The following is a 12,974-nucleotide window of genomic DNA, read 5'->3' as shown; positions in this document are numbered from 1 at the left end:
GGCACACGCCGGGCCGCACGGCGACCTATGACCCAAGGCAGGAACACCGTGAAAGATCAGCGCGACCGGCCAGTCTTCTTCCTCTCCGACGGAACGGGGATTACGGCCGAGACGTTCGGCAACACGCTGCTCACCCAGTTTCCGCAGGAATCCTTCGCCCGAGAGACCGTTCCCTTCATCTCGACCCCCGAGCTCGCCTATCAGGTGGTGGCGACCATCAATGAACTTGCATCGCTCGGCCCGCTTCCCCTGATCTTCTCCACGGCCGTGAACACCGGCATCCGGGCGATCCTCTCCACCGCGAGCGCGCACTTCATCGACCTGCTGGGGGGACACGTCGGCGAGCTCGAGCGTGCTCTCGGCACCCAGGCGAGCGGGGAACTCGGGAAGGCCCACGGGCAGGGCAACGTTCTGCGGTATCAATCGCGGATGGCGGCGGTCGAGTACGCGATCGAGCACGACGACGGGCAGTCCATCCGGGCCCTTGAGAACGCCGAACTCATCCTGATCGCCCCCTCCCGGTGCGGCAAGACGCCCACCACCATGTACTTGGCCCTGCAGCACGGGATCCTTGCCGCCAACTTCCCACTTGTCGACGAGGACTTCGAGCGTGGGGAGCTGCCGGCCCCCCTCCTGCCGCACGTCGGGAAGTGCTTCGGTCTCTCCTCGACCCCCCTGCGCCTGCACCAGGTGCGCACTGGGCGAAGGCCCCGGTCGCAGTACTCGTCCCTCCAGCAGTGTGGCTACGAGCTGCGCAGCGCCGAGGCCCTCTACCTCGGCCATGGCATTCCGCACGTCAACTCGAGCGTGATGTCTGTCGAGGAGATGGCCGCGACCATCCTCCAACGGATGCACCTCCACCACTGAGGCGCTACCGAAGCCCCCGTCGTGCGCCCTCGGCGACCTCCGCGAGTTCCGCGAGTCTGCTGACCCGGGCGATTTCCGCCGGGGTGAAGGGGACCCCGGGCCGGATCAGCACGAGCGGTTCGTCCCATGGCGTCGGGATCCGCAGGACGGTCCCCGCCGCGTGCCAGTCATCCGGAAGGGCACGCTCGGCGGGCACTATCTGGGCGCCCACGAGCTCGGCAGCCGCGTAACGAAGCTCCGCCGGGGCCTCTGCGACCTGCGCCGCGAGCGAGAGTGCACGGGTCGGCCCGTCGATGAGTGCGAGCGGCGTGGTCGGCCAGGCGCGCGGTGCCTCGCCTCCCCCCTCTGCGAGCGCCTCGAGCAGGTCGGCCTCTGTCAGCCCGCCGGGTGCGGACAGCACGAGCTCATCCACGACTCCGCTGCGGACGGGCTGCGCCTGGATTGCGAGGATGTTCACGCCCAGCCGCGCCAGCGCGTGCGTGAGGTGCTCGAGCGCGCCGGGGGAGTCGGACAGGGTGGCCCGGGCTCGCCACAAGGCGGGTGCGACGGCAAGCTCGCGCCGCCTCCGCAGCGCCGGCGCGTGCAGCCACGAGCGGAAGATCCGCCGGACGCCCGGCTCGGCGACCCAGATCACCAGTGCGGTCGAGGCGATCCCGAGCAGGACGACCTGTACCGCCACGGGCCAGTGTGTCTCGAGCAGGAGAGCGTTGGCTGAGAGCTCGATGGGCAGCGTGGCGAGGATGTTCGCGAGCGTTGCCCTGAGCTTGGCTGGCTCCGGGTACCGGCCACACACTTCGCAGGCCAGCTCGGATGGAGGGGGCGTGTGCGTGAAGGTGCTCATGCACCCTATCCAAACGGAAGGCTGTTTCGCCCGGATTGCCGGGGCGTTTAAGCTCGACGCCGCGTGGCTGGCACCCGCAGCCGTCGCACCCGGCCGGCCACGCGCCGTCGTGCGCCGCGCCCTGCCACCCTCAGAAGGGAACCCTCGCCGACGCTTCCCGCGGTCCGCCACCGCGCGGCCTGCGGATCGCCTTCACGAGGGGCTCGACGAAGCGCGCCGCGAGCGGGCCGATGATGGCCATGAGGAGCACGTAGGCGGTGGCGAGGGCCGCGAGCTCGCTGTTGACAGCACCCGTGGTGACCGCGAGGCCGGCGATGACGATCGAGAACTCGCCGCGCGCGATGAGAGCCGCACCCGCGCGCGCCCGGCCGGGTACAGCCACGCCTGCCCGGGCAGCGGCCCACCACCCTGTCGCGATCTTCGTCGCCGCGGTGACGAGCGCGAGCAGGAGGGCCCAGCCCAGAACGGGAGGGATCGTCGTGGGATCCGTGTTGAGGCCGAACGCGACGAAGAAGATCGCCGCGAAGAGGTCCCGCAGCGGCTCGAGGAGACGGGAGGCGAGGTGGGCCGTCGTGCCCGAGATCGCGATGCCGAGCATGAACGCACCCACTGCCGCGGAGACCTGCATCGCCGAGGCGATGCCTGCCACGAGGAGGGCGAGGCCGAGGACGTTCAGGAGGAACACCTCGGAGTTCTCGCTGTGCACCGCCTTGGAGACGCGGTGTCCATGCCGGAGCGCGACGAAGAAGACGACCGTCACGACCACCAGCGAGATCCCGACGGTCTGGAGGCCGCCGAGGAAGCTCACACCAGCGAGGGTCGCGGTGAGGATGGGCAGGTAGATCGCCATCGCGAGGTCCTCGAAGACGAGGACAGCGAGTATGGTGGGCGTCTCGCGGTTGCCGAGACGACCGAGGTCCGTGATGACCTTGGCGACGATTCCCGATGACGATATATACGTCACGCCTCCCATGACGAGCGCGCCGACGCCGCCCCAGCCGAGCAGGAGTGCGATCCCCGCGCCCGGGAGGAAGTTCAGCACGAGGTCCATGACCCCGGCCTGCCACGACTTCCTGAGGCCCGTGAACAGCTCCCGCGCCGTATATTCCAGTCCAAGCATGAGCAGGAGGAGGATCACGCCGATCTCGCCCGACAGATGGGCGAAGTCCCGCACATGGCCCAGGTCGACGAGGCCGCCCGCGCCGAACACCAGCCCGCCGATGAGGTACAGCGGGATCGGCGACATGCCGATCCGAGCGGCGAGCCGTGCCAGGAGGCCCAGCGCGAAGACGACCGCCCCCAGCTCGATCAGTGTCAGGGCGAGTGGGTCCATCGCGGCTCAGCCGTTGCGGAGGATCGTGGCGGCCTGGTCGAGGCCCTCCTCGGTGCCGACCGCCACAATGAGGTCGCCGACGTGCAGGACGACGTCGGGCCCCGGCGATGCAAGCACCTCGCCCTCCCTCATGATCGCCACAATGGAGACGCTCGTGCGCGTCCGGATCTGGGCCTTGCCCATGGGATGGCCGCGGAACGGGGACTCGGCGGCGATGTGGAACTGCCGCGTCGAGATGCCGGGCAGGTCACGGTGCTCTTCGGTGAGCTGCATGACGATCCGCTGGCCGCCGAGCAGGTTCCCGAGGGTCGCGGCCTCCTCGCCTGTGAGCGGGATGCTTGCCTGGCACGTGTCCGGATCGTCCCAGGCGGAGATGATGAGCTCGGTCTCGCCGTCGCGGTGGGTGACGACCCCGAGTCTGCGGCCCGACTGTGTCATGAAGTCCTTGCGGACCCCGAACCCGGGCAGGTCCGTCTCGTCAACGTTCATGGCTCAACTCTAGTGCGCGGCGTGGCACGTGAGACCGGAAGACGGCGCAGCTCGGCCCCGGCCGGACGAGGGCGCGGGGTCAGGGCGCGGGATCAGGCCGCGGGCACGACGGCGGTCGCGACCCGAGCAGGCGGCTTGACCGGAAGCAGCACGAGAAGCCCCGCGAGGAGCACGACCATGATCCCCAGGACCCCCCAGCGCTGCGCCTCGCCTGCGGCGACGAACGGGGTGGCGATCGTGATGCACAGGCTGAACAGTGTGGGGGCGAGGAAGCTTGCGGCCCTCCCGGTCGTCGCATACAGGCCAAAGAGCTCGCCAGCCTCGCCGTCGGGCGCGAGCCGCGCGAGGTAGGCCCGGGCGGCGGACTGGGCCGGCCCCACGAAGAGGCACAGGAACAGGCCGAAGACCCAGAACGTCACGGTGCCTGTCCAAGTGAATCCGCCGAGCTCGTAGGTCCCCTTGCCCAGGACGAGGATGGATGTCCCCGCGATGAGCAGCCCGACGAGGGAACCCATGATCACGCGCTTGGGCCCCAGACGGTCGTCCAGGAACCCTCCCGCAATGGCGCCGACCGCCGCGACGACGTTCCCGAAGATCGCGAAGAAGATGACCTGGGAGAGCGTGAAGCCGAACGTGCCCGCGGCGATGACGCCGCCGAAGGTGAAGACGGCCGCGAGCCCGTCGCGGAAGACCGCCGAGGCCACGAGGAAGTAGATCGTGTGGGGGCTGGTCTTCCAGATCGCGCGGATCCGCCGGAACAGGAGCCCGTAGGAGGCCACGACGCCGAGCCGGGCCGCGGGCTGCCGCGGGACCTCGGGCACCGCGAACATCACCGGGAGCGAGAAGACGATGATCCACAGCATCGAGAACACGGCGACGAGGCGGATGTTCAGAGAATCCCCGGTCGAGGCGCCGAACCAGGGGAACGCGGGCTGCACGAACAGCGCGAGCACGAGGAGCAGTGCGACGATTCCGCCGAAGTACCCCGCGGACCAGCCGAGCCCGGAGATCCGGCCGATGGTCCTGGGGGTGGCGATCTGCTCGAGCATCGCGTTGTAGTTCACGCCCGCGAGCTCGCTGAAGACGTGCCCTGCGGCGATCAGGGAAGCGCCGTAGAGGAGGAACTCGGGGCGGGGGAAGGCGAAGAAGCACAGGCCCGTGAGGAGCGCGACCACGCCCGTGTGGACGCCGAGCCACAGCTTGCGCCGCCCGCCGGCGTCGGAGCGCTGGCCGGCCACCGGTGCGATGAGCGCGATGCCGAGCCCAGCGGCGCCGAGGCAGGCCCCGAGGACGGCGGAGGCATGGTCCTCGCCGCCGAACGCCTTGGACGTGAGGTAGACCGTGAAGACGAACGTGGTCATGACGGCGTTGAAGGCCGCCGACCCCCAGTCCCACGAGGCCCAGGCCAATACCTGGCCGCGCCGCACAGGCGCAGTGTGCCGTTCGAGTTCGGAGACACCGGACGCGTGCATACCCCGAACTCTAGCCGGTGCCAGCAGGCCGGCGCCCGGCACGCCAACCGAGGCGATTGATAGACTGCCCGAGCCGAACCCAACTGATATGCCGCCATACCCAACGCGTGGAAAATTGAACCTCCAACCGAGCGGAGTCGCCCGTGCTGCCAGTACTCGCCCTGCACTTTGCGGTGGCGGCTGGCGCGCCGTGGATCTTCCGGCGGCTCGGGCGCGCGGCGTTCTTCCTCCTGGCCGCGGTGCCGGCCGGTTCTCTCGTCTGGTTGGTGCTCCAGCACGGCGCGGCGTACAGCGGTGGCGTCGTCGAATCCTGGGACTTCATCCCGACCCTGGGCGTCCAGATGGCGTTCCGGCTCGATCCGCTGGCCTGGGTGGTCTGCCTCCTCGTCCTGGGTGTGGGCTCTCTCGTGCTGTTGTACTGCGCGCGCTACTTCAAGCGCGACGACGCTGGGCTCGGCGGCTTCGGAGGCCAGATGCTCGCGTTCGCGGGAGCCATGTTCGGCCTCGTCGCGGCGGACGACCTCATCGGCATGTTCGTCTTCTGGGAGCTCACGTCCGTCCTCTCGTACCTCCTCATCGGGTACGCCAACGTGCGCCTCTCGGCACGCCGCTCGGCCCTCCAGGCCCTGATCGTCACGACCGCCGGCGGCCTCGCGATGCTCATCGGACTCGTCCTTCTCGGCCACGCCGCGGGAACCTACCGCATCTCGGGGCTCCTGGAGAAGGTACCCGCGCTCGTCGCAGACCCGGCCACTGCGGGCGCGGTCGCCGCAGGTGCCGTCCTCGTGCTGGTGGGTGCGCTCAGCAAGTCCGCGCTCATCCCGTTCCACTTCTGGCTGCCGGCGGCCATGGCGGCACCGACCCCGGTCTCGGCGTTCCTGCACGCGGCCGCCATGGTCAAGGCCGGCGTCTACATCGTGGCCCGCCTCGCTCCGGGCCTCGCCGAGACGCCCTACTGGCAGCCTGTGGTCCTGGGCTTCGGCCTCGCGACCATGCTGCTGGGCGGGTACCGCTCGCTGCGCCAGACCGACATCAAGCTCATCCTCGCGTTCGGCACCGTGAGCCAGCTAGGGTTCATGATCGGCATCGTGGGCCTCGGGACCCCCTCGGCCGCGCTCGCGGGCCTCGCGATGGTCGTGGCCCACGCGCTGTTCAAGGCGGCGCTGTTCCTCGTGGTGGGCATCATCGACCACCAGACTGGCACCCGGGACCTCCGCCGGCTCTCGGGCGTATTCCGCCGCTCGCGCGCCCTCGCGGTCACGGGTGCCCTCGCCGCGGCGTCGATGGCCGGCCTTCCCCTGTTCGGCGGCTTCGTGGCCAAGGAAGCCGTCTTCGACGCCTTCGACCACGCCCCGCTCGGGGCGGGCTGGCGCGACGTCATGCTCATCGGGTTTGCGCTCGGATCCGCCCTCACCGTCGCCTACAGCGCCCGCTTCGTGTGGGGCGCGTTCGCCCTCAAGCCCGGCATGCCGGACACCCCGTTCAAGCCCACCCCGCCGCTGTTCGTCGCGCCTCCGGCGGTGCTCGCGCTCGCGGGCCTCGTCTACGGGCTGTGGCCGGGCCCGGTGGATTCGTGGGTCGGTCCGTACGCCGCCGACGTCGCAGCGGGGGCGGCCGCCGCGACGCACGACGCCGCCCGGGCGGCTGCCGCCGGGATCGGCGGGGTACCGCACCTCGCGGTGTGGCACGGCGTCGGACTTCCCCTCGCCTTCTCCGCGGCGGGCTGGCTCATCGGCGCGCTCCTGTTCGCGGCGCGCGGCGCCGTGGAGCGTGCGCAGTCCCGCCTCGGCGTGCCCGTGGACGCCGAGCGCGGCTACCGGGCGATCATCGGCGCCACGGATGATGTGGCCATCTGGGTCACGGGCCGCACCCAGCGCGGCTCGCTGTTCTTCTACCTCGCCGTGATCCTGGCCGTCGCGGCGCTCGTGCCCATCGCGGCACTCCTGGCCGGCGGTGCGCCGTTGCCGGGGCCGGACCGGATCACGCTTGTGGATCCCGGCTCGCCGCTCACGCCCGTGATCGGCGTCGCGATCGTCGTCGCCGCGCTCGCCGCGCTCAGAGCCAACAAGCGCTTCCTCGCCGTGCTCATGGTGTCCGTCACGGGATACGGCATCTCGCTCATCTTCGCGCTGCAGGGCGCGCCGGATCTGGCCCTCACCCAGATGCTCGTCGAGACGATCGTGCTCGTCGCGTTCATCCTCGGGATGCGCGGCCTCCCGCCGCAGCTGCGGGACCGCATGGGAGGGAGATACCGCGTGGCCCGCATCGTCATCGCCCTCGTCTTCGGCACGGTGATGGTGCTCGCGGCGCTCGTGGCCATGGACGCGCGCATTGCGGAGCCTGTCTCCCTGCACTTCGCGGACCTGGCCTACACCGGGGGCGGCGGTCTCAACATCGTCAATGTGACCCTCGTGGACCTGCGCGCGTGGGACACGTTCGGAGAGGTCTCCGTCCTCGCGCTCGCTGCGACGGGGGTGGCGAGCCTCATCTTCATCAGGCACAGCGGCGGCAGGCTCGGGGACACGGCGGACGTCCCGACGGGCAGCATCGGCCGCATGCGCGGTGTCGACAAGCGATCGCGGGGCGGCGCCGAGCTCGCCGTCGCGCGCACGTTCGCGACCATCACGCGCGACGCCTGGCTCGTTGCAGGGCGGACCCTCGCGCCCGAGCGGCGATCGATCATCTTCGAGGTCATCACTCGGCTCATCTTCCACTCGCTGGTGGTCTTCTCGGTGTACATCCTCCTCGCCGGGCACAACTTCCCCGGCGGGGGCTTCGGAGGTGGGCTCCTCGCGGGCCTCGCACTGACCGTCCGCTACCTCGCCGGCGGCCGCTTCGAGCTGCACGAGGCAGCCTCTGTTGGGCCCGGCGTCCTCCTCGGCACGGGCCTCGGGACTGCCGCACTCTCCGGGGCCGTACCCCTGGCCCTCGGCGGCCAGATGTTCCAGAGCGCGATCGTCGAGCTCTGGCTGCCCGTCTTCGGCGACGTCAAGTTCGTGACCTCCACGATCTTCGACATCGGCGTCTACCTCGTGGTGGTCGGCCTGGTCGTCGACGTGCTGCGCAGCCTCGGCTCGCGCATCGATGAACAGCTCGAGGTGGGGCAGAAGGAAGGGGCCGGGAAGGTCCGCAGAGAACGCGCCGGCGAGGAGGCCGCCAGATGACCATCAACCTCACCCTGACGGTCGTCGCCGGACTCCTGTTCGCCGCCGGCATCTACCTGCTGCTCGAACGGTCGCTCACCCGGGTGCTCCTGGGGCTCATGCTCCTGACCAACGGCGCGAACGTCCTCCTGCTCGCGACCGGGGGCAAAGCCGGGCTCGCCCCGCTGATCGTCAAGGGTGCTGACCCCTCCGCGTACAACGACCCGCTGCCGCAGGCCCTCATCCTGACCTCGATCGTGATCTCGTTCGCTGTGACGGCCTTCATGCTCGCCCTCATCTACCGGACGTGGCAGCTTGGCCGGGGGGACATCGTCGCGGACGATATCGAGGACCGCCGCGTGGCCGCGCAGCCCAGCTGGCATGCGGAGGACGATGCCGACGTTCCCGTCGACCTCTCGGAGTTCCCCATCCCCGAGGCCGCTGCCGCCGCGGACCGCGAGGCGCTCGCGATGCTCGATCCGAGGACCCACGCGGCACAACGGAAGGAGGCCACGCGAGAGTGAACATCGCCAGCCTCGCACCGCTCGCCGTCGCCCTTCCGATCCTCGGGGCCGCCCTCGCGTTCCTCCTGCTGCGGCAGCAGCGCGCCCAGCGCACCGTCACCATCTCCGTGCTCGCGCTGACGCTTGCGCTCGAGGTGCTGCTCCTGCTCTCGGTGTGGGACGGCGGCACCTCTGCCGTGACGATCGGCGGGTGGGCCCCTCCGTTCGGCATCACGATGGTCGTGGACCAGTTCTCCTCGCTCATGCTGGTCATCTCGACCACGGTGAGCCTCGCCGTCCTGGTCTACGCCACGGCGCAGGGCGTGGCCGACGGGGACAAGGACGGTCCCATCTCGGTGTTCCACCCCAGCTACATGATCCTCGTGGCGGGCGTCTCCAACGCGTTCCTCGCCGGGGACCTCTTCAACCTCTACGTCGGGTTCGAGATCCTCCTCACCGCAAGCTACGTCCTCCTGACGCTCGGAGGGACGGGGCCGCGCATACGCGCGGGGGTGACGTACGTCGTCGTGAGCGTTGTCTCGTCGCTGCTGTTCCTCATTGCGATTGCCATGGTCTATGCCGCGACCGGAACCGTGAACATGGCGGACCTCGCGGTGAAGCTGGGCCAGCTGGACCCGGGAACGCAGCTGCTCCTGCACTCGATGCTGCTGGTGGGGTTCGGCATCAAGGCTGCCGTGTTCCCCCTGTCCCTGTGGCTTCCGGACTCGTACCCCACCGCACCGGCACCCGTCACGGCCGTGTTCGCGGGCCTCCTGACGAAGGTCGGCGTCTACGCGATCATCCGCACCGAGACGCTCCTCTTCCCCGGTGACGCGCTCAATGTCCCGCTCATGGTCGTGGCACTCGCCACGATGGTCGTGGGCATCCTGGGCGCCCTGGCCCAGACGGACATCAAGAGGCTCCTGTCCTTCACGCTCGTGAGCCACATCGGGTACATGGTCTTCGGCGTGGCCCTGGGCTCAGTCCTCGGGCTGGCCGCTGCAGTGTTCTACGTGGTGCACCACATCACCGTCCAGACCTCCCTCTTCCTCGTCGCGGGGCTCGTCGAGCGGCGCGGCGGTTCGTCGTCGATCGACCGGCTCGGCGGCCTCGCGAAGCTCTCGCCCGTGCTCGCGCTCCTCTACTTCCTCCCTGCGATGAACCTCTCGGGCATCCCACCGCTGTCCGGGTTCCTCGGGAAGCTCGGCCTCCTCCAGGCGGGCGTGCAGCTCGGTACGCCGCTCGCGTTCGTGCTCGTGGCCGCCGGCGTCGTCGTGAGCCTACTGACCCTGCTCGCGATGGCCCGCGTGTGGAGCCGCGTGTTCTGGCGGCGGGCCGAGGACGCCTTGTCACCCGCGCCCACGCTGCTCCAGCCGGCCGCGGCCAACGCGATGCCGGTGCCGATGCTCAGCGCGACGGCGGGACTCGTCGTCGTCGGCCTCGCCCTCACGGTGTTCGCTGGGCCGCTGTACCGGCTCAGCGAACAGGCTGCGGGGGAGATGCTGGACCGTTCGCCGTACATCTCCGCTGTCCTCGGCACGGAGGCGTCGGACGCCGCACGGGCCCAGTTCACCCCGGGAGGCCACCGATGAAGCAGTCGAGGAACCCGCTGCGGATTGAAGTCCCTCTGCTCGCCTGGCTCGTGATCATCTGGGGGGCCCTGTGGCAGGACTTCTCGCCCGGGAATCTGCTGTTCGGCGCGATCATCGCGCTCATCGTGACCAGGCTCTTCTACCTTCCGCCCGTCGGGCTGAGCGGGAGGTTCAACGTACTGCACGCCGTGCGCTACTCGTTTGTGTTCGTGTGGCACGTCGCCGTCGCGAGCTTCGAGCTCCTGTGGCTCGCCCTTGCCAAGGGCCCGCGCGTCCGCAGCGCCGTCGTCGCCGTCCCCCTGCGCAGCCACACCGACCTCATGGTGACCGCGACCGGCCACGTCACCTCGCTCGTTCCGGGCTCGATGGTGGTCGACGTCGACCGGGCCAACGCGACGCTCTATGTCCACTTCATCAACGTCGAGGACGCCGCCGGTGCCGAGCGGGTACGCCGTGAGGTGCTCGACGCCGAGGCCGAGCTGATCCGCATCATGGGTACCAAGGAGGAGCTGGCGCTGGTCAACGAAGAGCACCACCTCGAGCGGATGATGTCCGCGGAGCGGGGCGAGGGAGGGACCCGATGAGCGGGGCCAGCGCGATGGTGATGCCCTGGGTCCTCGGGATCTGCAGCGTGCTGCTCTCCCTTGCGGCCTTCGGCGCGATCCTCCGCATGATCAAGGGGCCCGCGCTGCTGGACAGGGTGCTCGCTGCGGACGTGCTCCTCGCGGTCGTCGCCTCGGCCCTGTGCGTCGATATGGCCGCCAATCGCCACACCAACAACATCGCACTCGTCGTGGCGATCACGATCATCGGCTTCATCGGCTCGGTCACGGTGGCACGGTTCGTGCAGGACAGGAGGCGCCCATGAGCGCCGATGCCGTGGACACCGCCCTCACCTGGACCGCCGCCGTGCTGATGGTCCTCGGATCGGCGATGTCCCTCGCGGCGGCGATCGGGGTCCTGCGCTTCCCGGACCTCATCACGCGCATGCACTCCGCGACCAAGCCACAGGTCTTCGGGTCGCTGCTCCTTCTCACGGCCGCGGGCCTGCAGTGGCGCACGTGGTCCCTCGTGCCGCTGCTCGTGGTTGCCTGGATCTTCCAGCTCCTGACGGTCCCCGTCTCGGCACACATGGTGGGCCGTGCCGGCTACCGGACCAAGCACTACGACCGGTCGCGCCTCTCGGTCGACGAGCTCGAGGAGGTCGTGGCGCGGGTCGAGCAGGAACACGGATCGGAGCACGACGCCCCATAGCCGTCCAGGGGTCACCCTCTGGGGGTCACCTTCCGAAGGTTACCGAGTGCGGGTTCCGCGCGGCGGGCGGGGCGGCGGGCGCGCGACGGCGAGTGGCGGCGTCGTGCGCGTTCCGCACCTGCCCGGGACGCCGCGATGCCACGCCCTAGGCGCGCATGAGTCCGGTCACCGTACGAAACTCCCCAGCTTTCCGGAGCCGGAGGTGGCGACACGCCGATCAAGCGGGGCGACACGCGGTGTGTTGAAGCCTAAAGCTGGGGAAACCTGCACCGTCGGTCACAGGAGGTGACCCACTGGAGGTGACCCACGGAAGGCGACCCACCGAATTAGGACGGCGGGCTCAGGTGAGCTCGGGGGTCTTCTTGAAGTTTGCGATCGCGCGCTGCGTGTACCGCTGCGCCAGAGTCTGGATCACGGCACCCACTCCGGCCGAGACAAGTGCGAACACGAGCGTGTCCCGCAGGCTCTCCTCGAGGTTGGTCGCGTCCTTCGGAGGCTTGTTCCCGGTGCCCTTCTCCCATGCGAAGTCGACGAGCTTGGTCGCAACGATTCCCGCGCCAATGCTGATGGCCGTACCGAGGAGCTTGATGAGGATGCTCATGGTGGCCAGCCTAACGTGACCGTGCGCCGATCAGGGCGGACCCTCCCGCCACGCCGGTCCCGCGCGTCCGGACACGACGTACAATGGGCTTCACCAACGACAGGGGAGCGTCGCCCCCAAGCCGGCACCGAGCCGGTCTGGGAGCAGGGCGCTGAGAGTGCGGGCTACCGCAGACCCTCGAACCTGCTCCGGCTAGTACCGGCGAAGGGAGTCGAGTTCTCAAGGCAGCTGCGGCTGCCCTCCCCTCCTGCCTCCAGGAGGAACTGCAATGTCTGGAACCACTGGCACCGCGCCCGCCAAGTACACGTGGCGCGTCGTCGACATCGTCGTGGCCGCCGTCGTCTCGGTGGCTTGCGGTGTCATCTTCTGGCTCTGGGATCAGGGCTACGTGGGTGTCGAGGCCGCAACGGCCGCGTTCGCCCCGCTCGGCGGCCTCTACGCGGGCGGCTGGGTCATCGCGGGCGTGCTCGGCGGGCTCATCATCCGCAAGCCGGGCGCCGCGCTGTTCTGCGAGATCGTCGCAGCCGTGGTCGAGGCGCTCCTCGGCTCCCAGTTCGGCCTCGCGGTGCTCCTCTCCGGCCTCGTCCAGGGTGCCGGCGCCGAGGCTGCGTTCGCGATCTTCCGCTACCGCCGCTGGAACCTCGGCGTCGCGCTGCTTGCCGGCGCCCTCTCGGGCCTCGCGCTCGGCGTCTCCGAGGTCATCATCTACTTCCCCGAGTGGGAGTTCGGCTGGCAGGCTGTCTACACCGTGCTCGCCGTCCTCTCCGGTGCTGTCATTGCTGGCCTGCTGAGCTGGCTCGCTGTGCGGGGCCTCGCGAAGACGGGCGCACTCTCGGCGTTCGCGGCCGGGCGCGCTGCGGACGTCTGACGTGCCGGACG

13 protein-coding genes and 1 riboswitch are annotated in these 12,974 nt (G+C 69.8%); of the genes, 8 read left to right on the top strand and 5 right to left on the bottom strand.

The window, feature by feature from the left end; translation table 11 throughout:
- Window positions 1–27: 27 nt before the first annotated feature.
- Entirely contained in the window at window positions 28–867 is an 840-nt protein-coding gene (locus tag AB5L97_RS16790; RefSeq protein ID WP_369045506.1) for a pyruvate, water dikinase regulatory protein, read from the top strand.
- A gap of 4 nt (window positions 868–871) precedes the next feature.
- Here AB5L97_RS16790 and AB5L97_RS16785 read toward each other — a convergent pair whose 3' ends face one another.
- From AB5L97_RS16785 to AB5L97_RS16770, 4 genes are all read right to left on the bottom strand, one after another.
- Window positions 872–1,708 carry an amino acid-binding protein gene (locus AB5L97_RS16785; RefSeq protein ID WP_369045505.1) on the bottom strand — a complete coding sequence of 279 codons (837 nt, stop codon included), beginning with the start codon at window positions 1,706–1,708 and terminating at the stop codon, window positions 872–874.
- A gap of 130 nt (window positions 1,709–1,838) precedes the next feature.
- Window positions 1,839–3,041, bottom strand: a complete 1,203-nt coding sequence (locus tag AB5L97_RS16780) for a cation:proton antiporter (protein WP_369045504.1) — start codon at window positions 3,039–3,041, stop codon at window positions 1,839–1,841.
- Between the two features lie 6 nt (window positions 3,042–3,047).
- The gene (locus AB5L97_RS16775; protein WP_307958538.1) at window positions 3,048–3,530 is read right to left on the bottom strand and encodes a cation:proton antiporter regulatory subunit; all 483 of its coding nucleotides are present in this window, start codon (window positions 3,528–3,530) and stop codon (window positions 3,048–3,050) included.
- A gap of 92 nt (window positions 3,531–3,622) precedes the next feature.
- A complete protein-coding gene (locus tag AB5L97_RS16770; RefSeq protein WP_369045503.1) occupies window positions 3,623–5,002 on the bottom strand; it encodes an MFS transporter in 1,380 nt (459 codons plus the stop codon).
- Between the two features lie 143 nt (window positions 5,003–5,145).
- On the opposite strand from AB5L97_RS16770, the gene AB5L97_RS16765 reads away from it, so the two are divergent.
- The 6 genes from AB5L97_RS16765 to mnhG are packed head-to-tail and all read left to right on the top strand — an operon-like array spanning window position 5,146 to window position 11,494.
- The gene (locus AB5L97_RS16765) at window positions 5,146–8,166 is read left to right on the top strand and encodes a Na+/H+ antiporter subunit A (protein WP_369045502.1); all 3,021 of its coding nucleotides are present in this window, start codon (window positions 5,146–5,148) and stop codon (window positions 8,164–8,166) included.
- Window positions 8,163–8,669, top strand: a complete 507-nt coding sequence (locus AB5L97_RS16760; protein ID WP_307958535.1) for a Na(+)/H(+) antiporter subunit C — start codon at window positions 8,163–8,165, stop codon at window positions 8,667–8,669. The genes AB5L97_RS16765 and AB5L97_RS16760 overlap by 4 nt, the downstream gene beginning before the upstream one ends.
- Window positions 8,666–10,240, top strand: a complete 1,575-nt coding sequence (locus AB5L97_RS16755; RefSeq protein ID WP_369045501.1) for a Na+/H+ antiporter subunit D — start codon at window positions 8,666–8,668, stop codon at window positions 10,238–10,240. Before AB5L97_RS16760 ends, AB5L97_RS16755 begins: the two co-directional genes overlap by 4 nt.
- Window positions 10,237–10,824: a Na+/H+ antiporter subunit E gene (locus tag AB5L97_RS16750; protein WP_369045500.1), complete on the top strand. Its 588-nt coding sequence runs from the start codon at window positions 10,237–10,239 to the stop codon at window positions 10,822–10,824. Before AB5L97_RS16755 ends, AB5L97_RS16750 begins: the two co-directional genes overlap by 4 nt.
- Entirely contained in the window at window positions 10,821–11,108 is a 288-nt protein-coding gene (locus AB5L97_RS16745) for a monovalent cation/H+ antiporter complex subunit F (RefSeq protein ID WP_307958532.1), read from the top strand. Before AB5L97_RS16750 ends, AB5L97_RS16745 begins: the two co-directional genes overlap by 4 nt.
- Entirely contained in the window at window positions 11,105–11,494 is a 390-nt protein-coding gene (mnhG, locus tag AB5L97_RS16740; protein ID WP_369045499.1) for a monovalent cation/H(+) antiporter subunit G, read from the top strand. Before AB5L97_RS16745 ends, mnhG begins: the two co-directional genes overlap by 4 nt.
- Window positions 11,495–11,834: 340 nt before the next feature.
- Here mnhG and AB5L97_RS16735 read toward each other — a convergent pair whose 3' ends face one another.
- A complete protein-coding gene (locus tag AB5L97_RS16735) occupies window positions 11,835–12,095 on the bottom strand; it encodes a DUF4235 domain-containing protein (RefSeq protein WP_307958530.1) in 261 nt (86 codons plus the stop codon).
- Between the two features lie 91 nt (window positions 12,096–12,186).
- Window positions 12,187–12,322: riboswitch (TPP riboswitch) on the top strand.
- A gap of 41 nt (window positions 12,323–12,363) precedes the next feature.
- On the opposite strand from AB5L97_RS16735, the gene AB5L97_RS16730 reads away from it, so the two are divergent.
- The gene (locus AB5L97_RS16730) at window positions 12,364–12,963 is read left to right on the top strand and encodes an ECF transporter S component (protein ID WP_307958529.1); all 600 of its coding nucleotides are present in this window, start codon (window positions 12,364–12,366) and stop codon (window positions 12,961–12,963) included.
- Window positions 12,964–12,974 lie beyond the last annotated feature (11 nt).

This window comes from Sinomonas sp. P10A9, assembly GCF_041022165.1.
GTDB lineage: Bacteria > Actinomycetota > Actinomycetes > Actinomycetales > Micrococcaceae > Sinomonas > Sinomonas puerhi.
Note: the sequence above shows the minus strand (reverse complement) of the source record. Positions and strands in the feature narration are given on the sequence as shown.